Here is a 23,380-nt window from a genome sequence, read left to right as displayed (position 1 = left end):
TTTGGCATTTTGCTCAAATTAAATTAATAAATTCATCGAATTTCATTATTTTTTTCAAAAATAGCAAACGTTTGCTTAAAAAGTGCGGTACAATACGCGCCGATTTTTACCGCAATAAAAAAGGTGCAAACCATGACACAACAAACTCTCAGTCTGAAAAAAATCTATTCAGGCAAAGTGCGTGATCTTTATGAAATTGATGATAAGCGGATGTTGATGGTCGCCACAGATCGCCTCTCTGCGTTTGATGTGATTTTAGATGATCCTATTCCACGAAAAGGTGAAATTCTGACACAAATTTCTAATTTTTGGTTTAATCAATTAGCGCACATTATGCCCAATCATTTCACCGGTGATTCGGTTTATGATGTGTTGCCAAAAGAAGAAGCCGATTTAGTGAAAGATCGTGCCGTGGTTTGTAAGCGTTTGAGTCCTATCAAAATTGAATCCATTGTGCGTGGCTATTTAACCGGAAGCGGGTTAAAAGACTATCAACAAACCGGTACGATTTGTGGTTTGAAACTGCCGAAAGGCTTAGTGGAAGCAAGCAAATTGCCAGAGCCTATTTTTACCCCTTCAAGCAAAGAGGAAGTGGGAAACCACGACATTAATATCAGCTATGAAGAATGTGAAAAATTAATTGGCGTAGATTTGGCGGCGCAAGTAAAAGAAAAAGCTATTGCCCTTTATACGGCGGCGGTGGAATATGCACTCACAAAAGGTATCATTATTTGTGATACGAAGTTTGAATTCGGCTTGGATGAAAAGGGGACACTAACCCTGATGGATGAAGTATTAACGCCGGATTCCAGTCGTTTTTGGTCGGTTGATACTTACCAAGAAGGTACAAACCCACCTTCTTTTGATAAACAATTTGTACGCGACTGGCTAGAAAATAGCGGTTGGAACAAACAACCTCCGGCTCCTAGAGTGCCTAGCGATGTTATTGAAAAGACGGTAGCGAAATACCAAGAAGCCTTAGATCTTTTAACTCAGTAATTTTTATCATCCCTGCTTAAACAGCAGGGATTTTTATGAATGAAAAGCAAATGATCAGAGTCTAAAAATTATCCGACGAATATCGAAAATCACTAGACAAGCGGCAAAAGTGCAGTTATATTTATTTGCGTTTTTATTCAGATTAAATGATTAAATATTCAATATAATATTAAGTAAGGAAAAAATATGTCAAATACGATTTTACAAAATTTACCCAAAGGCCAAAAAGTAGGCATTGCCTTCTCCGGTGGTTTGGATACCAGCGCAGCATTACTTTGGATGCGTCAAAAAGGCGCAGTGCCTTATGCTTACACCGCTAATTTAGGTCAACCTGATGAAGATGATTATAATGCAATCCCTAAAAAAGCGATGGCTTATGGTGCAGAAAATGCCCGCTTAATTGATTGCCGTGCTCAACTTGTTCACGAAGGTATTGCTGCAATTCAATGTGGTGCATTTCACATTTCAACGGGCGGTATTCCTTACTTTAATACCACACCGCTTGGTCGTGCCGTGACCGGTACCATGCTTGTTGCAGCAATGAAGGAAGATGATGTGAATATTTGGGGGGATGGTTCAACCTTCAAAGGCAATGATATTGAACGTTTCTATCGTTATGGTTTACTTACCAACCCGAAATTAAAAATTTATAAACCTTGGTTGGACGATCAGTTTATTCACGAACTAGGCGGGCGCTTTGAAATGTCGCAATTCTTAATTGAAAACGGCTTTGATTACAAAATGTCAGTAGAAAAAGCCTATTCGACAGACTCTAATATGCTTGGCGCTACCCACGAAGCGAAAGATTTGGAAGAATTGAGCACCGGTATGAAGATCGTCAAACCAATTATGGGCGTAGCCTTCTGGGATGAAAGTGTTGAAATCAAACCGGAAACCGTCACTGTTACCTTTGAAGAAGGCGTACCGGTGGCGTTAAACGGTCAACGTTTTGATGATGCGGTAGAAATGATGCAAGAAGCCAATCGTATTGGTGGTCGTCATGGTTTAGGGATGTCCGACCAAATCGAAAACCGTATTATTGAGGCAAAATCCCGTGGTATTTATGAAGCGCCGGGAATGGCATTATTACACATTGCTTACGAGCGTTTAATCACCGGTATTCATAATGAAGATACCATTGAACAATACCGTATTAACGGCTTACGTTTAGGTCGCTTATTGTACCAAGGTCGTTGGTTTGATCCGCAAGCTTTAATGTTGCGTGAAACGGCGCAACGTTGGGTTGCCAAAGCAATTACCGGCACTGTTACTCTGGAATTGCGTCGTGGTAATGATTTCACCATTTTAAATACAGAATCGCCGAATTTAACCTATGAAGCAGAACGCTTAAGTATGGAAAAAGTGGAAGACGCTCCATTCGATCCAATCGATCGTATCGGTCAATTAACTATGCGTAACCTTGATGTTGCCGATACTCGTGGAAAATTGGGTATCTATGCGGAAACCGGATTGCTCGTGTCGAATAAAAATTCTGTTTTGCCACAATTAGGCAAGAAATAACACTAAATTGATATAAATAACCGCACAAAAGTGCGGTTATTTTTTGTTTTATTTTTTATCAAGAATCACTTCTTCTTGACAATGTGGACAATTCATTAAATGTTCTTCGTTGTTATGCACAATGTAATGCCCCATTTTTTTGGCTTTTGTGTCTAAGTATTTTGTATTGTAGCGATTTTCACCAACATTTAACGGTACACGCTCAACAACATTAATCCCTGCCTTTTTCATGGTTTCCACTTTTTCAGGATTATTTGTCATTAAACGTACTTTCTTTACACCTAATAATTCAAACATATCGGCACAGACTTCAAAATTGCGTTCATCAGCTTTAAAACCGAGGGCAAGGTTTGCTTCAATCGTATCCATACCCTGATCTTGTAGTGAGTAAGCACGAATTTTATTAATTAAGCCAATACCACGCCCTTCTTCGCGGTGATAAATTAAAACCCCGCGACCTTCCTCCTCAATCTGACGAAGTGCAGTGGCAAGTTGGAAACCACAATCACATTTTAAACTATGGAGGGCATCACCGGTTAAACATTCAGAATGAATGCGGGCTAAAACAGGTTCATCGCTATTTGAAATATTGCCCATTACTAATGCAACATGTTCTTTTTTTGTATCAGGAAATTCAAAACCTACCATCTTAAAAATACCGTATTCGGTAGGTAAATTAGCTTGGGTAACCAGCTGAATTTTTGTCATAAAGCTATCCTTATTCATTTTCATTTCTGCTAAAATGCCCACTTTATTCTTATTATTAAGGGGTAAGCATGTTTAAGAGGCTGTCATTATATACGTTATTACTTTGTCTTGTACCATTTTTTATGTGGGGATTTTCCTATCAATGGCATGGCAATGAACAATTAACGGAAGCAGATTATTGGCTTTATTTGCTTACTGAAACCGGTAGTGTGCCTTATGCTCTTATTACTTGTGCTGTATTTTCGTTGATTTTTGGGTTTTTGTTCAAAAGCCGTAAACAATGGATGTTGGGCGTGGCTGTAATGGCATTTTCTGTGGTGGCAACGCAAGCGGTAAAAACGGGATTAAAGGCAATGTTTAAAGAACCTCGCCCATTCACGGTATATTTAGCGGAACAAACCAATCAAACTGTAGAAAACTTCTATGAAAATGACCGCACTCAGCGTGCTGTTATAGCAAAAAACTTTTATTCTACTCAGGCAAACACTCCCACTTGGCTTGTGAATCACTATGAAAATGAAACAGGTTATTCTTTCCCATCAGGGCATACTATTTTTGCGGCTACATGGTTAATGCTTGCCGTAGGATTCACCCAACTATTAGGCAATCGTTCGTGGAAAGCTAAGTTATTAGTAGGCATTATGGCGGTATGGAGTCTGCTTATGTTAATCAGCCGTGTGCGTCTGGGCATGCATTATCCGATAGATCTTTTTGTTGCAACGGTTTTTGCGTGGATAGTGAATCTCGTTATTTTTGGTTTTTTACAAAAAAAACGATCTTCGTCATAAAATAAAAAGAAAAGAGCGGTTAGAATCTCACTTAATATATTTTTAGTGATAGGAGTAGATTATGTACTATGGTTTGGATATCGGTGGCACAAAAATTGAGCTTGCGGTATTTAATAAGAAGTTAGAAAAACTGTATTCCGAGCGGGTTCCTACCCCAAAAACGGATTACGATGAGTGGCTCAATGTGATTGTGGATTTAGTCAACCGTGCTGACGAGCAATTTGGTGAGCGTGGTACTGTTGGATTAGGCGTACCGGGATTTGTTAATCAACAAACGGGGCTTGCGGAAATTACCAATATTCGTGTGGCGGATAACAAGCCTATTTTACGTGATCTTTCCGAACGTTTGGGACGTGAAGTACGGGCGGAAAATGATGCGAATTGTTTCGCCTTATCTGAAGCATGGGACGAAGAAAATCAGCAATATCCTAGCGTACTTGGGTTAATTCTTGGCACAGGATTTGGTGGCGGTTTTGTGTTAAACGGGAAAGTCCATTCTGGTCAAGTGGGGATGGCAGGTGAGCTTGGACATTTGCAATTAAATTATCACGCCTTGAAGTTGCTTGGATGGGATAACGCACCGATTTATGATTGCGGTTGTGGCAATAAAGCCTGCTTAGACACCTATCTTTCCGGTCGTGGATTTGAAATGTTGTACCATGATCTTAAAGGTGAAAAATTATCTGCCCGTGAAATTATTGATAGTTTTTATCGTGGCAAAGAAAGTGCGGTCGATTTCGTGAATCTTTTTGTGGAATTAGCGGCGATTTCTATCGGTAATATTATTACGGCGTTCGATCCTCACATGATCGTGCTGGGTGGGGGATTATCTAATTTTGATTATTTATACGAGGCTTTACCAAAAGCATTACCGGCTCATTTAATGCGTACAGCAAAAGTACCGCCAATTAAAAAAGCCAAACATGGTGATTCTGGTGGGGTACGTGGTGCAGCGGCGCTATTTTTGACTAAATAATTTTTTAAGGCGCATAAATTTTCCATGCGCCTTTGTTTTTATCTAATAATTCTCCATTTAATTAAATAAAATCTTCTCAAACTCCACTTTTTTTCAATATTTTTTGATAAATATCGTTTTTCTTCCTCTTTTTCTCTACAATTCCCTCTCTTTATTTTCATTTGAGAGGAGCTCTATGGAACTGATTCACTATTTAGAACAATTATTAGTATGGATTGTTGATCATCTTGATGGACCGATATGGAATTTGACCATTGTAATTTTACTTGGTGTTGGTTTATTTTTCACTATCACAACGGGCTTTGTGCAGTTACGATTATTCCCGATGAGTATTCGAGAAATGTGGTTTGGGCGGGCGGCAGAAGGTAGCTCTTTGACCCCTTTCCAAGCTTTTGCGACAGGGCTTGCCAGCCGGGTTGGGGTAGGAAATATCGGTGGCGTTGCAACGGCGATAGCACTTGGCGGAGAAGGTGCGGTATTTTGGATGTGGATCACAGCCTTTATTGGGATGTCGAGTGCCTTTGCGGAATCGACCTTGGCGCAGTTATTTAAAATTCAAGATAAAGACGGTTCATTTCGTGGCGGGCCGGCTTACTATATGGTGCAGGGATTAAAATCTCGTAGTATGGCGGTGGCGTTTGCGATTGCACTTATTTTTACCTTTGGTTTTGCCTTCAATTCCGTGCAATCAAATTCCATTGTGGAAGCCACGCGTAATGCTTGGAACTGGCAAGGTGAATATGTTGGTATTGCGTTGGTTATTTTAACTGCTGCTATTATTTTTGGTGGGATTAAACGTATTGCTGTGATTTCCAGTAGCCTTGTGCCAATGATGGCATTGTTCTATTTGATTATGGCAATGATTATCCTTGGTATGAATATTGAATTGGTACCAACAGTGATCAATAACATCATAAAAAGCGCATTTACCTTTGATGCCGCAGCAGGCGGTTTTTTCGGTGCTATGGTTTCCAAAGCCATGATGATGGGGATTAAACGAGGTTTGTTTTCCAATGAAGCCGGTATGGGGTCAGCCCCTAATGCCGCAGCAGCTGCCCATGTGAAACACCCGGTTAGTCAAGGCTTAGTGCAAATGCTAGGTGTATTTGTGGATACCATGATGGTATGTACTTGTACGGCTGTAGTGATTTTGCTTTCCAATAATTACGGTGGTGAAGAGCTCAAAAGTATTTCTCTTACACAAAATGCTTTGCAATATCATGTGGGTGAATTTGGTCTACATTTCCTTGCATTTATTTTGTTACTTTTTGCTTACTCTTCTATTATCGGTAACTATGCTTACGCAGAAAGCAATATCCGTTTTATTAAAAATAAACCTTGGTTTTTGTTGTTATTCCGTTTGGTTGTCCTGTTTTTCGTTTACTTTGGTGCAGTACGTTCCGGCAATGTGGTATGGAATTTCGCCGATACGGTAATGGCAGTAATGGCCATTCTTAATTTGGTGGCAATCGTGCTGCTTTCACCTATTGTGTGGAAGCTATTGAAGGATTATCAACGTCAACTGAAAGCCGGAAAAATACCGGAATTTAAAATTGAAAATTATCCTGAATTAAAACAACGAGTGTTTGAACAAGAAACTTGGAAATAGAAAAGTCAAAGTGCGGTCAAAATTGATCGCATTTTTTTACCTTTTCAAATTTCGATAGGTCAGAAAATAATAGGCTAATACTGCAATGATGACACAAGCTCCCATGGTGAAGAGCATTGGGGCGGCGGTGTCCATTTTCATGGTGGCGACTAAGCTTCCCATTATCGCACCGGTCGCAAAACGCACGCTGCCCACCAAGGAATTGGCCGTGCCGGATATTGTGGGGAATTTTTCTAAAATGGATGCCATAGCATTTGAAGAGATCAGTGGATTTTGCCCGACGAAGAAGGCGATACCTATTGCCATCGACCAAAAACCAAAGTCAAAAAGTGCGGTTAAAATGAGCCACATTCCTGATAAAAACTGAATGGCAATGCCAATGCGTAACATCGTTTCGGCACCGATTTTTGTTACAAATCGTCCGTTAAGGAAAGAGGCGAGGGTCATAATGGCGATATTCAGCATAAAGAAATAGCCGAATTGATCCACGGGAATGCCGTAAATACCGATATACACAATAGAGCCGGCAGTAACAAAAGCAAATAGACCACCAAAACCAAAAGAGGCGGCGAACATATAGCCTAATACTTCTTTTTGTTTCCATAGGCTCATAAAGTTTCGAGCAATAATGTTCAAGCGGAGTGGAATACGATTTTCTTTTTTGTGGGTTTCGGGAATGATAAAAAATACCAGTAGTGTAGATAGTGCCCCCATCAACGCAATGACGTAAAAAATGGCGTGCCAGTGGAAATATTTTACAATATAACCGCCGATAATTGGTGCAACTAATGGCGCAATCATAAACACCAATGTGATGGTGGAGATCACTTTTGAGAGCTCGTTTTTTCTGAATAAATCTCTCAATAATGCTCCTGAAAGCACCACAGGTGCTGCACCGAAGAAGCCTTGCACAAAACGAAGTGCGGTGAAATTTCCTATAGAATTGATTTCTGTTAAAACTAATGCCGTGATAGCACCGATAATGACACCAAGCAAGATGATTGGCTTGCGTCCAAAACTATCGCCGAAAGGCCCCCAAAATAATTGTCCGAATGCCATACCATAGGCAAAGGCGGTGAGGGTATGTTGGACTTGTTCAGGGCTAATTTTCAGATCCTTGGCAATTTCTAAAAAAGAAGGCAAATACATATCGACGCCAAAAGGCGGCAACATGGACAAAATGCCAAGGGTCATAATAAAAATAAAGGTTGGTTTTATATTTTGGTTCATATTATTTTACTTAAACTGTTAATTTCTGTTTGTGTGAGTGGGCGGTATTCGCCTTCTTCTAGGCTTTCGTCTAATTCTACTGTACCGATTTTCCAACGGTGTAATCCGACAACTTTATTGCCGAGTGCGGCGAACATTCTCTTAACTTGGTGATAGCGTCCTTCCGAGATGGTCAGGTTGACGTTGTAATCATCTAAAATTTCAAGTTTTGCGGGGTTGGTGGGTGTTTTTTCCCCACGTAATAAAATTCCTTCTTCAAAGGTTTGTGCATAATGAGGTTCAACAGGATCGGCTAAAGTCACAAGATAGGTTTTTTCACAATGGTGTTTCGGGGAAGTAATACGGTGCGACCATTGCCCATCATCGGTGAGTAACACAAGCCCCGTTGTATCGACATCTAAACGTCCGGCACTATGTAATTTTCCGTAGAGCGGGTAATCAAAAAATTGATAAATGGTAGGATAGTCGCCATCATCATTGGAACATATGTAACCTTGAGGCTTGTTCAACATAAAATATTGTCCACTTTCCAGCCAGCTGAGCAAGGTTTCTTCAAAATAGATTTCATCCTCTTTGGAAATTTTACGGGCACTGTTTTTTTCAATTTCACCGTTAATTTTGACCGCACTTTGGCGAATGGCTTTGGTGGCTTGAGAACGGGTTAAACCGGTATTTTCGGCTATGAATTTATCTAATCGCATAAGATTTCTCTTTTTTACTATTTAGAGGTGTTTTACACAGATTTGAATCTGTCGGTAGGAAAGGAAAAATAAAAACACCCTATGGGATAGGGAATAATGATAAATTAAGTTTGGTTAAACCAAGCTACATAATCAAATTGATCATAATACTTCATTCCATTCCAACCGGAAAAAGCAAATAAATCACCCACTTGATTGTGTTGTTCAAAACCTTTGATATAAAACGCAGTACGTAGCTCCGGATAAGGTTTGTGGGTAAACACCACTTTATTTTTGAACGGAAGCTGATCAAAGGCGACAAGATTCTCGTAAGTAATACCTTGTGTGCCGTCTTTATCTGTCATTATGATAAATAAATTATCCGGATTGATCCGAGCAGAGCGGGTTTTCCATTTTTCTCTTGCTTCTTGCTCATCACGATAATGCATGAAATGAATTTCAATATCTGCCAATTTACCGATTGGGTAGTTTTTTTAGAGGAGATAAACTCAAGGGATTGCTGTTGATAAAAATCAATATTTTGCAAATAACGAATAAAGTTTTTAGGACTTAAGTAAAGATTCACAAAAGGTGAGTTAAAAGGTTCACCGAGATCGTGCAAAACAAACGCGCCTACACAGTTAGCGGAGATAACCGTCATACCATGGTTTTTTAAACGTGATTTGAGTTGATGATTAATGAATTTTCTTTGCAGTTGATTAACTGTAGTTTTGATTTTTGATAGCAAAAGAGTATCTCCCGACTCGGTCATAGTACTCTTTTTAACTTATTAATTCAACCGATAATTTTTGTAAAATATTTGTGAAAATTTGCGGTTCATCACAAATTTGGGAGAGAAAAGGGGGTATAATCAAGCCGTTTTTTCGATTTGGTTCTGAGTGAACCAAGTTCCGTATCACGACAATGGAGTATTTATATGAGCGAACAACTACGCCAAGCAGCATTGGATTTTCACGAATTTCCTATTCCCGGTAAAATTGAAGTTACCCCCACCAAATCATTGGCAACCCAGCGCGATTTAGCCCTAGCTTACTCTCCCGGCGTGGCGGAACCGTGTTTAGAAATTGAAAAAGATCCTTTGGCTTCTTATAAATATACCGCACGTGGCAATCTGGTCGCAGTGATTTCAAATGGTACGGCAGTTCTTGGATTAGGGAATATCGGAGCTCTTGCCGGTAAACCGGTGATGGAAGGAAAGGGTGTCTTATTTAAAAAGTTTGCGGGTATTAATGTATTTGATATTGAAGTGAATGAACATGATCCAGACAAATTAGTAGATATTATCGCTTCTCTTGAGCCTACCTTCGGCGGCGTAAATCTTGAAGATATTAAGGCTCCGGAATGTTTCTATATTGAGCAAAAATTACGTGAACGAATGAATATCCCTGTGTTCCATGATGATCAACACGGTACGGCAATTATTAGTGCGGCGGCGATTATTAATTCACTTCGTATTATCGGTAAAAAAATTGAAGAAGTTCGTCTTGTTGCCTCTGGTGCAGGAGCGGCTTCAATTGCTTGTTTGAATTTATTGCTTTCTCTCGGAATGAAACGTGAAAATATCACCATTTGTGATTCTAAAGGCGTGGTCTATAAAAATCGTGGTGATCGCATGGATAAAACGAAAGAAGATTATGCTATTAAAGATAACGGCTGGCGTACCTTAGCTGATGCTATTCCGAATGCAGATATTTTCCTCGGTTGTTCAGCTGCAGGGGCGTTGACACAAGATATGGTAAAAACCATGGCGGCACACCCTATTATTCTTGCTTTGGCAAACCCGAACCCGGAAATTACCCCACCGGAAGCGAAAGCTGTGCGTCCTGATGCGATAGTCTGTACCGGTCGTTCCGACTATCCAAACCAAGTCAATAATGTGCTTTGTTTCCCATTTATCTTCCGTGGAGCACTGGATGTTGGCGCAACCACGATTAATGAAGAAATGAAACGGGCGGCGGTTTATGCCATTGCCGATCTTGCCCTTGAAGAACAAAATGATGTGGTAACCTCTGCTTATGGTGGTGAAGGTGCGACGTTTGGTCCGGAGTATGTAATTCCACGCCCATTCGACCCTCGCTTAATTGTACGTATCGCACCGGCAGTGGCAAAAGCCGCAATGGAATCTGGCGTGGCAACACGTCCTATTGAGAATTGGGGCGAATATACCGAAAAACTCACTCAGTTTGTTTATAAAACAAGCTTATTTATGCGTCCGATTTTTAGCCAAGCCAAATCCGCAAAACAGCGCATTATTCTTGCGGAAGGTGAAGAAGCAAAAGCTTTACACGCTGTACAAGAAGTGATTTCAATGGATCTTGCTTCGCCAATTTTAATTGGTCGTAAAGAAGTGATTGAGGAAAAAATTAAAAAGTTGGGTTTACGCTTAGAAGTGGGGGTAAACGTAGAAGTAGTGGATAATGAAAATAATCCACGGTATGAAGAATGTTGGAAATATTATTACAATCTGACAAAACGCAAAGGTATCACGCCGGCAATTGCTAAACGTGTTGTGCGTTCAAACACAACGGTGCTTGCCTCCGTCTTGGTAAATTTAGGCTATGCGGACGGGTTAGTATGCGGCTTGTTTGGTTCTTATGGTAAACATTTAGACTCTATTAAAGATATTATTGGCTTAAAAAATGGTGTAAAAACCGCCGCAGCTTTAAATAGCCTTGTATTGCCGAGTGGTAATGTATTTTTAACGGATACGCATGTCAATGATGATCCAAGTGCGGAAGAATTGGCGGAAATTACCTTAATGGCAGCGGATGAAGTACATCGTTTTGGTATCGAACCGGCAGTCGCTTTGCTTTCTCACTCAAATTTTGGCTCATCAAATACACTAGGCGCACCGAAGGTTCGTGATGCCCTGAAGATTGTACAAGAACATAATCCACAGTTAATGATTGATGGTGAAATGCGAGGGGATATTGCACTTTGTGCGGCGCAACGCTCTGAAGTCATGCCGGATAGTCCGTTAAAAGGCTCGGCAAATCTGCTTGTATTCCCGAATTTAAGTGCGGCACGCATTAGTTATAGTCTATTGCGAGGCACGACTACTGCCGTCACAGTCGGTCCAATTTTAATGGGAATGAATAAATCAGCCCATATTTTGAACCCAAGTGCATCGGTTCGCCGGATCATTAACATGATTGCTTATGCGGCGGTACAAGCGCAGCAAGGCTAGATATTTAATCAATAGAAAGTGCGGTTAATTTTAACCGCACTTTTTTTGTGTTACTTATTCGCCAAAATAACCGCTCTTGTCGGGGATTGGTAGCCTTCAATCGTTTTACTCGGATCATTCGGATCTAAAAAATCAATCAGACTTTCGTTTTCCAACCAATCGGTTTTACGCTGTTCTTCCACCGTAGTCGGGGCAACATCGACACAGCGAACATGGGTGAATCCTACTTTTTCCAACCAGTTAATTAACGCGGCAACAGAAGGAATAAAATAGACGTTTTTCATTTTGGCATAGCGGTCTGCCGGTACCAGAACAGTATTCTCATCACCATCCACCACAAGGGTTTCTAATACCAATTCCCCACCTTTCTTTAATTGATTTTTAAGCTGGGTAAGATGATCGAGAGGGGATTTACGATGGTATAGCACACCCATTGAAAAAACCGTATCGAATGCGGCGAGCGGTTGCATTTGCTCTATGCCAAGGGGAATAAGGTTTACACGGCGATCGTTATTGAGTAGTTTACGAACCGCTTCAAATTGGCAAAGAAAAAGCTCGGTAGGATCAATCCCTACCACCATTTTGGCGCCTTCACCCAGCATTCGCCACATATGATAACCACTTCCACAACCCACATCTAAAATGGTGCGATCTTTTAATGGGGCGAGGTGAGGAAGCACGCGCTCCCATTTAAAATCAGAACGCCATTCGCAATCCACATGAATACCAAATAAATGATAAGGCCCTTTTCGCCATGGCATAAGTTGTTTTAAATGATGAATGATGCGTTGTTTTTCGCCTTCCGAAAGAGGAGAAGTGCGGTCAGATTTTACTGAATTTTTGAGATCAATCTTCTCGGCATGCAAAGCAGGTAGAAAATCCACCACTTTTGACCATTTTTCATAGTCGCCATGAGTTTGTTTTTCCCATTCTTTGAGTTGAAGGGGGAGGGTTTCCAGCCAATCGGATAATGGGCTTGTTGAGATTTGTTGATAAAACGGGCGAAAATCGATCATTTTGTTTCCTTACGGGCTTTTGAGATCAAAATAATCCTAGAAAAGGTATTGAGAATTTAAGAAAGCTCGCATTCTACCTTATTTAGATTTATTATTCTATTTGTGAAAAGAAGATTCAGAGACAATAAATAATGAATGCCGTAGAGTTATTGATGAATGTAACGCCCAATGAAACACGTATTGCATTAGTAGAAATGGGTGTATTAAAAGAAGTACATATTGAACGCCAAGCAAAGCGTGGAATTGTAGGGAATATTTATAAAGGTCGGGTTACACGCGTATTGCCCGGAATGCAATCTGCGTTTGTAGATATCGGCTTGGAAAAAGCGGCATTTTTGCATGCTTCCGATATTGTATCTCATACTGAATGCGTGGATGAGAATGAGCAGAAACAATTTAAAGTCAAGAGTATTTCAGAGCTGGTACGCGAAGGGCAGGATATTGTGGTACAAGTGGTGAAAGATCCCCTTGGAACAAAGGGCGCGCGCTTGACCACTGATATTACCTTGCCGTCCCGCTATCTTGTTTTTATGCCGGAAAATAGTCATGTAGGGGTATCACAACGTATTGAAAGTGAGGAAGAGCGGGCGCGTCTAAAAGCGCTGGTAGAGCCATTTTGTGATGACTTAGGGGGATTTATTATTCGCACCGCGACAGAAGGCGCAACAGAGGAAGAACTTCGCCAAGATGCTGAATTTCTCAAAAGTCTATGGAGAAAGGTGCTAGAGCGTAAAAGTAAGTATCCTACCCGTTCAAAAATTTACGGAGAGCCTGCATTGCCACAGCGCATTTTGCGTGATTTTATCGGTACAACATTAGAAAAAATTCGTATCGATTCCAACTTTTGTTTTAACGAAGTAAAAGAATTTACTGATGAATTTATGCCAGGGTTAAGTGATAAACTTGTGCTCTATACCGGAAATCAACCGCTCTTTGATGTATATGCCGTAGAAAGCAGCATTCAGCAAGCTTTGGATAAACGTGTGAATCTAAAGTCCGGCGGTTATTTAATCATTGAGCAAACAGAGGCGATGACCACTATTGATATCAATACCGGTGCATTTGTGGGGCGTCGAAATTTAGAAGAAACTATTTTCAACACAAATATTGAGGCAACAAAAACTATTGCCCAGCAACTTCAGTTACGTAATCTTGGTGGTATTATCATTATTGATTTTATTGATATGCAGCTAGAAGATCACCGAAATCGTGTGTTGGAATCATTACAAGATGCGTTAGCGAAGGATCGTGTGAAAACTAATGTAAATGGCTTTACCCAACTTGGTTTGGTGGAAATGACACGTAAACGCACCCGTGAAAGCCTTGAACATATCCTGTGTGATGAATGTCCGGCGTGCCGTGGTCGGGGTCATGTAAAAACGGTGGAAACCGTATGTTATGAAATTATGAGGGAAATTATCCGTGTTTACCATTTATTTAGTAGTGAGCAATTTGTCGTGTATGCGTCTCCTTCCGTTTCAGAGTATTTAATTAATGAAGAATCTCACGGCCTTTTACCGGAAGTCGAAGTGTTTATTGGTAAACGTGTTCAGGTGAAAACCGAGCAATTCTATAATCAAGAACAGTTTGATGTCGTAGTGATGTAACAAGAAGGTTAGGAAAAAAAGGGCGGTCAAATTGACCGCTCTTTTTCCATAATTTGTGATCTACCTCACATTTTTATAAGAAAACTAAGCGTTCTAGGAAAAATTCTTAGGGTTTCTACGTGGTGTTTGCAAGAGAAATAATAGATTCCGATCTAATATGCGCGAAATTATTTTATTCGGAGTCTATCTTATGCTTAATTTCTTAAACGAAGTAAGAAAACCGACACTTGATTTACCGATCGAGGAACGTCGCAAAATGTGGTTTAAACCCTTTATGCAATCTTATTTGGTTGTATTTTTCGGTTATATGGGCATGTATTTGGTGCGTAAAAATTTTAATATCGCCCAAAATGATTTGATTGATACTTATGGGTTAACCAAAACCCAGTTGGGGATGATTGGGTTGGGATTCTCCATTACTTATGGTATTGGTAAAACCTTAGTGTCTTACTATGCGGACGGTAAAAATACCAAACAATTTGTTCCGTTTATGTTAATTCTTTCTGCTCTCTGTATGCTGGGATTCAGTGCAAGTATGGGGAGCGGTAGTATTGCGATTTTCCTTATGGTGGCATTCTATGCGTTGAGCGGTTTCTTCCAAAGTACCGGTGGTTCTTCAAGCTATTCTACAATTACAAAATGGACACCACGTAAAAAACGAGGCACCTTTTTAGGTTTTTGGAATTTGTCCCATAACGTAGGTGGTGCAGCTGCGGCGGGTGTCGCATTATTCGGTGCGAACACATTTTTTGATGGTCATGTCATTGGGATGTTTGTGTTTCCTTCTATTGTTGCGTTAATCATTGGTTTTATTGGTTTACGTTATGGTAGTGATTCGCCAGAAGCCTATGGTTTAGGAAAAGCAGAGGAATTATTTGGTGAGGAAATTTCTGAAGAAGATAAAGATGCGGAAGAAAATCAACTCACGAAAAAACAAATTTTTATCCAATATGTCTTGAAAAATAAAGTGATTTGGTTACTTTGCTTTGCAAATATTTTTCTTTACATTGTACGTATCGGTATTGATCAATGGTCGCCTGTGTATGCTTACCAAGAATTAGGTTTTTCAAAAGATGCTGCAATTTCAGGTTTTGCCCTCTTTGAAATTGGCGCTCTTGTTGGGACATTTTTATGGGGATATTTATCTGATTTAGCGAATGGTCGCCGTACCCTATTGGCTTGTGTGGCATTAATCCTTATTGTGTTCTCTCTTGAGTTCTATCAATTTGCAACAAATGAGACCATGTATTTAGTAACCTTATTTATTCTTGGCTTCTTAGTTTTCGGTCCGCAATTATTAATTGGTGTTGCTGCTGTCGGTTTCGTACCGAAAAAAGCGATTGCTGTTGCAGATGGTGTGAAAGGAACTTTTGCTTACTTAATCGGTGATAGTTTCGCAAAATTAGGTTTAGGGATGATTGCAGACGGTACACCGATTTTGGGTTTAACCGGTTGGGCAGGAACCTTCGCCGCTTTAGATATTTCTGCGGTAGTCTGTATGGTGCTATTAGCTTTTGTTGCTATTGCCGAAGAGCGCAAAATCCGTTATTTGAAAAAACGGGAAACGAAAAAATCTTAGAAAAACGTTTAAGTCGCGTTTAGTCCTACCATTCATTATGCAAAGTGCGGTCAAAATAGAAAATGTTTTTACCGCACTTTTTTCAATGCTACAATTTGCCTCCTTAAACAGAGGAAAGTCACAATGATAAAAGTTGTACTCATTGATGATCATATCATCGTACGCTCAGGATTTGCCCAATTACTTTCACTGGAAGAAGATATGGTTGTAATGGGGGAGTTTGGTTCGGCGAAGGAAACCCGCCAAAAGTTACCTCACACAAAAGCCGATGTGTGTATTATCGATATTTCAATGCCCGATGAAAGCGGATTGGAATTGTTAAAAAGTATTCCCTCCGGTATTCATTGCATTATGCTCAGTGTGAATGATAGCGAAATTGTGGTAAAAAAAGCTTTGGAGCAAGGTGCAAAAGGCTATTTAAGCAAGCGTTGCAGTCCTGATGAGCTGATACAAGCCGTACGTACCGTGTATGCTGGTGGTGTTTATTTAATGCCAGAGTTAACGGTGAAATTGGTTTCAAACCGTAATGACAATCCGTTTGACCGGCTAACAAAACGTGAATTGCAAATTTGCGAATTATTAAGTCAGGGACTTGAAGCCAAAGAGATGGGCGAAAAATTAGGCTTGAGTTTTAAAACGATTCATGCTCATCGTGCTAATATTATGAGCAAGTTAGATGCGAAAAATAACGTAGAGTTGACGAATTTATTTCACCAACATTATAAAGTATGACGTTATTGATTACCTTTCTTTACAGTGGTTTACTCCTATTTTGTGCCTACTTTTCTTTGTGGGCGATTGCTGATTATTTACTTAAAAATACCTTGATGGCATTACTGTTTTTACCCTTTTCTTTCCGATTAGGGATTAATTTGCATACGCCAAAAAGGTTTTGGTGGGTAAGTTATGGCGCTGAATTTGCTGTCTTGGGGTTGTTGCGCTATGCATCACCCGATGAATATTATTTGTCGGTCAGCATTTTGAGTTTTGTTAGTGTGCCTATCACTCTTGTGATAAAGACATATTACTATGGTAATGAAATACGTAAACTCAAGATACAGGGCGGATTAGCACTTGTGATGAGTTTCATTAATGGCTTGGTTGGTGCGACACTTTCATTTTCCTTTTTTTATACGTTTCTGGTCAGTTTTACCGGAATGTTATTGATAATGCCAGCCTGCTTTTTAGTGGATGAATATCTTTTTAAACGGTCTTGGATTCCGCTTACCGCACGGCTGATACATAAGCCGGTTTCGTTACGAGCTAAACATATTCTAATTTATATCTTGTTGTTTTTATTGAATATATTTATTCAGGTTTATACACCGGAAGAGTTTCATCGGTTTACCCTATTTTTCCTTTCTGTCCCCATTATTTTGCTCGCTTATGCCTATGGTTGGCAGGGGGCATTGCTTGGTACATTGTTAAATAGTATTGCGCTCACTGCGACTATGGGGAATTTTTCGAATAAGGCATTAACGGATTTGTTACTTTCGCTTTCCGCACAAACGATTACGGGAATTTTCCTCGGTTTGGCGATTCAACAGCAACGGGATCTGAATCAAAGTTTATCGACAGAACTGAACCGTAATCGTCATCTCACTCGAAAACTTATTAATACGGAAGAGGCGATTCGTCAAGAAATCTCCCGAGAATTACATGATGAAATAGGGCAAAACATCACGGCAATTCGTATGCAAGCTTCTATTATGAAACGCTTGGAGCATTCTCCTAAAATAGCACAAGTCGTCGGGATGATTGAGCAGCTTTCTCTTAACATTTACGACACTACAAAGGGACTATTAAACCGTATTCGCCCCAAAATGTTGGATGATGTTTCACTTCAACAGGCGATTCAGAATTTATTTTTAGAACTCGATCTCAAAACTCACGGGATTTCGACCGCACTTTTTTGGGAAAATAAAGACAATGTAAAACTTGAGCATATTCAAGAAATTACGCTTTATCGCTTATGTCAAGAAGGATTGAATAACATTGTCAAGTATTCCTCTGCCACTGCGGTGAGCCTTTCCATTATCATTCGTCAAGATATTCAATTAATCATTCAGGATAACGGTAAGGGATTTAATCCGGCAAAAGTCAAACAAGGTTTTGGCTTGAAGGGAATGAAAGAGCGGGTTGATATTTTATGCGGTACATTCCAGTTGATTTCTCGTGAACAGACAATTTCACCTGGGCAGAATGGCACAACGATTAAAATCACTTTGCCAAGGATTTAATATGACAATATTTTCCTCAAAAATTGACCGCACTTATGGCTACTGGCGGGTGCATTTGATGATCGCCATGTATATTGGTTATGCTGGGTTTTATCTCACACGAAAAAGTTTTAATTTTGCTGTGCCGGAAATGATCACTGCGCTTGGTATTGAGAAAAATGATATCGGGTTAATGGCGACATTATTTTATATCACCTATGGGTTATCAAAATTCTTTTCAGGGATTTTTTCCGATAAATCAAATCCACGTCATTTTATGGCAATTGGTTTGATCGTGACGGGGATTCTCAATATTTTCTTTGGGCTATCAAATTCTGTGTTGTTTTTTACCGTACTTTGGGTGGCTAATGCGTGGTTTCAAGGATGGGGCTGGCCTGCGTGTTCTAAGCTATTGACGAGTTGGTATTCTCGTAATGAACGTGGGCATTGGTGGTCAGTTTGGAATACGGCACATAATGCGGGAGGAGCATTGATTCCTTTGCTTATTGGTTATGTGGCGTTACATTATAGTTGGCGTCATGGTTTTGCCATTGCGGGGGGATCGGCGATTTTTATTGGTTTTTTCTTGTTATGGCGATTACGTAATACACCGGAGTCCATGGGATTACCCAGTGTCGGGCATTGGCGAAATGACGAACTGGAACTCAAGCAAGAATCTCTTGCACCCAATTTAAGTTGGCGGGAAATTTTGCGCCGTTATGTTTTTTTGAATAAATATATTTGGTTGTTAGCGTTAAGTTATACCCTCGTTTATGTGGTGCGAACAGCGATTAATGATTGGGGCAATATTTATCTTACGGAAAAATATCATTACGATCTGGTTTCAGCCAACAGTGCCTTAGCGTTGTTTGAAGTGGGGGGATTTTTAGGCTCGCTTGTGGCAGGTTGGGGATCGGATCGCCTGTTTTCCAGTAATCGTGGACCGATGGCGTTAATTTTTGCCATTGGTATTTTCTTTTCCATTACCGCTTTGTGGTTGCTGCCAAAAGAAAATTATATTTTACAGACCGCACTTTTCTTTGTGGTCGGTTTTTTTGTTTTTGGTCCTCAACTGTTAATCGGTATGGCAGCTGCAGAATGTTCCCATAAAAAAACACCCGGCACAGCGACCGGGTTTGTCGGGTTATTTGCGTATCTTGGCGCAGCGCTTGCCGGTTATCCTTTAGCACTCATCGTGCAACAATTTCACTGGACAGGATTTTTTATTGTGGTGGCTTGTTGTGCAGCCGGCATTGCGCTTTCCTTATTGCCGTTTTTGAAAGCACAGGGTTAGCTTTTTCCTCTGTTTATTGTTCGCTAAACATCATAAGTGCCCATAATCACCGCTTGATCTAAAATATGCCCTTGCATAGCAAAATGGAGATCGTTGAAACGAAAGCCCGGTTTGAGATCAAGTTTGGTATCAAGAGCATAGACGACCAATTCATAGCGATGTAAGCAGTTTGGCGGTGCCATTCCTCCATAGGCTGAGGCTTCGTCAAGCTCAAATTTGCCTAATACGCTTGCCCAAGAATTGGCGCCTTGCACATAATCCGCTGCGGTTTGGCTTTCATTTTCTTTCACGCTTGTGCGTTCAAGATTAGCGATTAGCCAGTGAATCCAGACAAACCCGCTTGCCGTAATAGCATCTTTGTCTTCAAGCACCACAGCGAAAGATTTTGTGCCTTCCGGCGCATCTTTGATTTCAAAGGGAATGGAATAAGTCGGCATACCGTTTGGGCTAAATTGTGTGCCACGTTTGCCATATTTGTCTTCAAATGCACCATTTTTGATGGCGGAACTGGTTACGATCATCATATTCTCCTTGTTTGGGTTAATGAGCGGTGGTTTGAAATACTAGCATATCTTGCTTAGAAAACCACCTCTGATGATGTTAAGCCAACAAATATACGCCTTGATAAGGCATTAACGTCACTTCATTTTCTGCTAATACCAATTCATCATAGTTATTCATCAAGACTTCACCTTTCACATTTAATTCAACCCGCTGTGGTTGAGCGCTCAAATTTGCCAGCACAGTCAAGGTTTGTCCATTGGTTTGACGTTGATATGCCCAAACAGAGGTATGATTCGGGCATAAATCGGTATAATTGCCCTCGGTTAAAATCGGTAATTTTTTGCGAAGTTTGATGAGGGTTTGGTAAGTGTAGAACACTGAGTTTTTATCTGCTAACGCTTTTTCTACATTAATTTCAGTGTAGTTGCGTGCAACATCAATCCATGGTTGAGTTGTGGAAAAACCGGCGTTTTCAGTCGCGTTCCATTGTACCGGTGTGCGAGAGTTATCACGGGATTTTTGTGACAGAATTTTCATAATTAGATCGTCATTCATACCTTTTTCTTTCAGTTCCCCATAAGCATTTAAACTTTCCACATCGCGATATTCTTCAATCGTGGTGAAATTCGGGTTGGTCATACCAATTTCTTCGCCTTGATAAATATAGGGGGTGCCTTGCATACCGTGAAGTAGCATTGCTAACATTTTGGCGGAAACAGTGCGAAGTTCCCCTTCATCGCCAAAACGTGAAACGATACGGGGTTGATCGTGATTACACCAAAATAAGGCATTCCATGCTTTGCCGTGCATTCCTTGTTGCCAATAGTTAAAAATTGATTTCAGTTCGACAAAATCGGGCTTGGCGTATGTCCATTTTTCACCGTTCGGATAATCCACTTTGAGGTGATGGAAATTGAAGGTCATAGATAATTCCGTGTCGTTCAAATTGGCATATCGCTGGCAATGTTCAAGACTGGTGGAGGACATTTCACCCACGCTCATCAAGCCGTAAGGAGTGAGGGCGTTTTGGTTGAGCATTTGTAAGTATTCGTGAATTTTTGGTCCGTCCGTATAAAAACGACGACCATCACCTTCAAGATCATCTTTAAAATGTTCAGGTTTAGAAATTAAATTCACAACGTCTAAACGTAACCCATCAATGCCTTTTTCCGCCCAAAAACGGCAAATCTCGAACAATTCTGACCGCACTTTGGGATTTTCCCAGTTTAAATCCGCCTGCTCAGGCGCAAATAAATGTAGGTAGTATTTTTGCGCTTTATCCGACCATTTCCATGCCGAACCGCTAAATTTTGATGTCCAGTTAGTCGGTTTTTCACGCCAAATATAGTAATCATGGTACTCGCTTTGTGGGTTTTCCCCTTCTTTAAACCAGCGGTGAAAAGTAGAACTATGGTTAAACACCATATCCATTACAATACGGATATTGCGTTTATGGGCTTCGGCAATCAACTGCTCGAAATCCGCCATTGTGCCGTAACTCGGATCAATTTCACGATAGTTGGCAATATCGTAGCCGTTGTCAATTTGTGGCGAAACATACATCGGCGTAATCCAAATGCCATCAATTCCGAGCGTTTGTAAATAGTCTAAACGTTTGATGATACCTTGAATATCGCCTGTGCCACTGCCTGTCGTATCTTGGAATGATTTTGGATAAATTTGGTAGATAACGCCGTTTTTCCACCATTGCGTCTTGTTATTCATCGTTGCTTTCTCGAGTAAGTATGTGTGGATTTGAAAAATCCTCTCACGTTTAAATAGGGGGAAACTTGACCGCATGTATGATAGGGTTTTATGTCCCCTTGAAAGTGCGGTCATTTTTCCGTAAGTTTTTTATATTAAGCAAGCTCACCTGCTTTTTCTTTACGTTTATAAACGAGGGTGGTGAGTATAAATGGGATCACGATCGCAGCGAGCATTGCGAGACCGAATACTCCCCAATATTGATGTTGAACGGAAAGAATACCCGGCAAGCCGCCCACACCAATACTACCGGCTAACACGCCGGATAAACCGCAGATTAAGCCCGCTACGGCTGCACCGATCATTGCGCATAACATCGGGAAGCGATATTTGAGGTTAATCCCATACATAGCGGGTTCGGTTACGCCGAGATAAGCGGAAAGCGCGGCGGGAATAGCCACTTCACGAGATTGCGCGCTTTTGTTTACATAGATAATCCCGATGACCGCAGAAGCCTGAGCAATATTGGATAAAGCAATGATTGGCCACACCGGTGTACCGCCGATACTTTGGATCATCTGCATATCAATCGCAAGTGAGGTTTGATGCACACCTGTAACCACAAGCGGTGCATAGAGAAAACCGAACAATGCCGCACCGATTGGCGCAAAATCTCCCGTCATTGCATGTTTCACCACAAAGGCAACACCATTACCGATTTCACGCCCGATAGGTCCGATAATGCTATGGGCTAAGAACACGGCAAGGATAATGGATACGACCGGTACAATGATAAGATTTAAAAAATCAGGCACGATTTTCGCCATAAAACGCTCAATATAAGAGAGCGTTAAACCCGCCATAATTGCCGGAATTACTTGTGCTTGGTAGCCCACTTTTTCAATACCGAATAAACCAAAATCCCATATTTCCGGCAGTTGTGAACCGAGTGCGTAAGAGTTCATCAGTTGTGGGGAAACAAGAGTGATCCCAAGTACGATACCTAGAATCGGTGAAGTGCCCATTTTTCGGGCAATAGACCAACAAATTCCCACCGGTAGGAAATGGAAAATGGCCTCGCCAATCAACCATAAGAAACTGTGCATACTGTTCCAGAACGGGCTGATTTGGGTTAATGTTTTGCCATCAAACATAGCAATGTCGCCAATTACATTACGGAAACCGAGAATCAAGCCACCGCTAATTAATGCCGGTAGAAGCGGAATAAAAATGTCCGCCATGTGTGAAATCAGGCTTTCATACCATTTTTGATTTTGACGTGCTGCGACTTTTACTTGCTCTTTATCTACACTCGCTAAGCCCGTTTTGTTCAATAAAATTTTGTAATAGTCGCTCACTTCCTGACCGATCACTACTTGATATTGCCCACCGGTTGAAAAATTTGCCTTCACCATTGGCAAGGTTTCAATCGCCTTGGCATCCACCTTACTTTCATCGTTTAACACAAAGCGTAAACGGGTAATACAATGCGTAACTGTTGCAATATTTTCACGTCCGCCGATCGCTACGATCAGCTTATCCACATTTTGCGGATCAATTTTTTGTTTCGCCATAAGAAAAACCTTCTTTTTAGTATAAAAATTAAACGGCTGGGAATTATACGCTTTAGGTTTATAAAGTAAATGGGAACGTTCCCATTTTGGGCAGTATTATAGCGGAAATGTGAGCAAGATCACAAAATTGAAAGGTTATTGGTTGTTTAAGTGCGGTCAGATTT

The 23,380-nt window shown here is 40.6% G+C and carries 18 protein-coding genes and 1 pseudogene; 11 read left to right on the top strand and 8 right to left on the bottom strand.

What is annotated here, in order from left to right; translation table 11 throughout:
• The first annotated feature begins 132 nt into the window (after positions 1-132).
• Together A3GE_RS0103735 and argG are read left to right on the top strand one after the other, a co-directional pair.
• Positions 133-999 (top strand): phosphoribosylaminoimidazolesuccinocarboxamide synthase, encoded by an 867-nt coding sequence (locus tag A3GE_RS0103735; protein WP_018355939.1) that lies wholly within the window; start codon positions 133-135, stop codon positions 997-999.
• 186 nt (positions 1,000-1,185) lie between these two features.
• Complete coding sequence (argG, locus tag A3GE_RS0103730; RefSeq protein WP_018355938.1) at positions 1,186-2,520, top strand: argininosuccinate synthase; 1,335 nt, start codon at positions 1,186-1,188, stop codon at positions 2,518-2,520.
• Positions 2,521-2,568: 48 nt separating this feature from the next.
• Here the strand turns inward: argG and ribA are convergent, their stop codons facing one another.
• A complete protein-coding gene (gene ribA / locus A3GE_RS0103725; RefSeq protein ID WP_018355937.1) occupies positions 2,569-3,228 on the bottom strand; it encodes a GTP cyclohydrolase II in 660 nt (219 codons plus the stop codon).
• A 68-nt stretch (positions 3,229-3,296) separates the two neighbouring features.
• On the opposite strand from ribA, the gene A3GE_RS0103720 reads away from it, so the two are divergent.
• The 3 genes from A3GE_RS0103720 (at position 3,297) to A3GE_RS0103710 (ending at position 6,601) form a co-directional block, all read left to right on the top strand.
• Complete coding sequence (locus tag A3GE_RS0103720; protein ID WP_018355936.1) at positions 3,297-4,016, top strand: phosphatase PAP2 family protein; 720 nt, start codon at positions 3,297-3,299, stop codon at positions 4,014-4,016.
• Positions 4,017-4,077: 61 nt separating this feature from the next.
• On the top strand, positions 4,078-4,992 hold the full coding sequence (gene nagK, locus A3GE_RS0103715; protein WP_018355935.1) for an N-acetylglucosamine kinase: 915 nt from the start codon (positions 4,078-4,080) through the stop codon (positions 4,990-4,992).
• 175 nt (positions 4,993-5,167) lie between these two features.
• Positions 5,168-6,601, top strand: a complete 1,434-nt coding sequence (locus A3GE_RS0103710) for an alanine/glycine:cation symporter family protein (protein ID WP_018355934.1) — start codon at positions 5,168-5,170, stop codon at positions 6,599-6,601.
• A gap of 36 nt (positions 6,602-6,637) precedes the next feature.
• Here the strand turns inward: A3GE_RS0103710 and A3GE_RS0103705 are convergent, their stop codons facing one another.
• The 3 genes and pseudogenes from A3GE_RS0103705 to A3GE_RS11425 all read right to left on the bottom strand — a co-directional run bounded on the left by A3GE_RS0103705 (position 6,638) and on the right by A3GE_RS11425 (position 9,283).
• Positions 6,638-7,831 (bottom strand): Bcr/CflA family multidrug efflux MFS transporter, encoded by a 1,194-nt coding sequence (locus tag A3GE_RS0103705; RefSeq protein ID WP_018355933.1) that lies wholly within the window; start codon positions 7,829-7,831, stop codon positions 6,638-6,640.
• Entirely contained in the window at positions 7,828-8,532 is a 705-nt protein-coding gene (gene rsuA / locus A3GE_RS0103700) for a 16S rRNA pseudouridine(516) synthase RsuA (protein ID WP_018355932.1), read from the bottom strand. Before rsuA ends, A3GE_RS0103705 begins: the two co-directional genes overlap by 4 nt.
• Positions 8,533-8,636: 104 nt before the next feature.
• Positions 8,637-9,283 (bottom strand): annotated as a pseudogene (locus tag A3GE_RS11425) (DUF1919 domain-containing protein).
• A gap of 165 nt (positions 9,284-9,448) precedes the next feature.
• Between A3GE_RS11425 and A3GE_RS0103690 the strand changes: the two are divergent.
• Positions 9,449-11,719 (top strand): NADP-dependent malic enzyme, encoded by a 2,271-nt coding sequence (locus A3GE_RS0103690; protein WP_018355931.1) that lies wholly within the window; start codon positions 9,449-9,451, stop codon positions 11,717-11,719.
• Between the two features lie 50 nt (positions 11,720-11,769).
• Here A3GE_RS0103690 and cmoB read toward each other — a convergent pair whose 3' ends face one another.
• Positions 11,770-12,735 carry a tRNA 5-methoxyuridine(34)/uridine 5-oxyacetic acid(34) synthase CmoB gene (cmoB, locus tag A3GE_RS0103685; RefSeq protein WP_018355930.1) on the bottom strand — a complete coding sequence of 322 codons (966 nt, stop codon included), beginning with the start codon at positions 12,733-12,735 and terminating at the stop codon, positions 11,770-11,772.
• A gap of 131 nt (positions 12,736-12,866) precedes the next feature.
• On the opposite strand from cmoB, the gene rng reads away from it, so the two are divergent.
• The 5 genes from rng (at position 12,867) to uhpC (ending at position 19,434) form a co-directional block, all read left to right on the top strand.
• Positions 12,867-14,342, top strand: coding sequence for a ribonuclease G (rng, locus tag A3GE_RS0103680; protein ID WP_018355929.1), 1,476 nt, complete (start codon positions 12,867-12,869; stop codon positions 14,340-14,342).
• 190 nt (positions 14,343-14,532) lie between these two features.
• Positions 14,533-15,921, top strand: coding sequence for a hexose-6-phosphate:phosphate antiporter UhpT (uhpT, locus tag A3GE_RS0103675; protein ID WP_026215374.1), 1,389 nt, complete (start codon positions 14,533-14,535; stop codon positions 15,919-15,921).
• A 123-nt stretch (positions 15,922-16,044) separates the two neighbouring features.
• Positions 16,045-16,653, top strand: a complete 609-nt coding sequence (locus A3GE_RS0103670) for a response regulator (RefSeq protein ID WP_018355927.1) — start codon at positions 16,045-16,047, stop codon at positions 16,651-16,653.
• Positions 16,650-18,161, top strand: coding sequence for a signal transduction histidine-protein kinase/phosphatase UhpB (gene uhpB / locus A3GE_RS0103665; RefSeq protein ID WP_018355926.1), 1,512 nt, complete (start codon positions 16,650-16,652; stop codon positions 18,159-18,161). The genes A3GE_RS0103670 and uhpB overlap by 4 nt, the downstream gene beginning before the upstream one ends.
• Before the next feature lies 1 nt (position 18,162).
• A complete protein-coding gene (gene uhpC / locus A3GE_RS0103660) occupies positions 18,163-19,434 on the top strand; it encodes an MFS transporter (protein WP_018355925.1) in 1,272 nt (423 codons plus the stop codon).
• Between the two features lie 23 nt (positions 19,435-19,457).
• Here uhpC and A3GE_RS0103655 read toward each other — a convergent pair whose 3' ends face one another.
• The 3 genes from A3GE_RS0103655 to treB all read right to left on the bottom strand — a co-directional run bounded on the left by A3GE_RS0103655 (position 19,458) and on the right by treB (position 23,216).
• A complete protein-coding gene (locus A3GE_RS0103655) occupies positions 19,458-19,955 on the bottom strand; it encodes a YbhB/YbcL family Raf kinase inhibitor-like protein (RefSeq protein ID WP_018355924.1) in 498 nt (165 codons plus the stop codon).
• A 79-nt stretch (positions 19,956-20,034) separates the two neighbouring features.
• Positions 20,035-21,663 (bottom strand): alpha,alpha-phosphotrehalase, encoded by a 1,629-nt coding sequence (gene treC, locus A3GE_RS0103650; RefSeq protein ID WP_018355923.1) that lies wholly within the window; start codon positions 21,661-21,663, stop codon positions 20,035-20,037.
• 134 nt (positions 21,664-21,797) lie between these two features.
• A complete protein-coding gene (treB, locus tag A3GE_RS0103645) occupies positions 21,798-23,216 on the bottom strand; it encodes a PTS trehalose transporter subunit IIBC (protein ID WP_018355922.1) in 1,419 nt (472 codons plus the stop codon).
• Positions 23,217-23,380: the final 164 nt, after the last annotated feature.

The sequence above is a fragment of the Rodentibacter pneumotropicus DSM 21403 genome (assembly GCF_000379905.1).
Taxonomy (GTDB): domain Bacteria; phylum Pseudomonadota; class Gammaproteobacteria; order Enterobacterales; family Pasteurellaceae; genus Rodentibacter; species Rodentibacter pneumotropicus.
The sequence above is the reverse complement of the archived record's forward strand: the minus strand, read 5'-3'. Positions and strand labels throughout refer to the sequence as shown.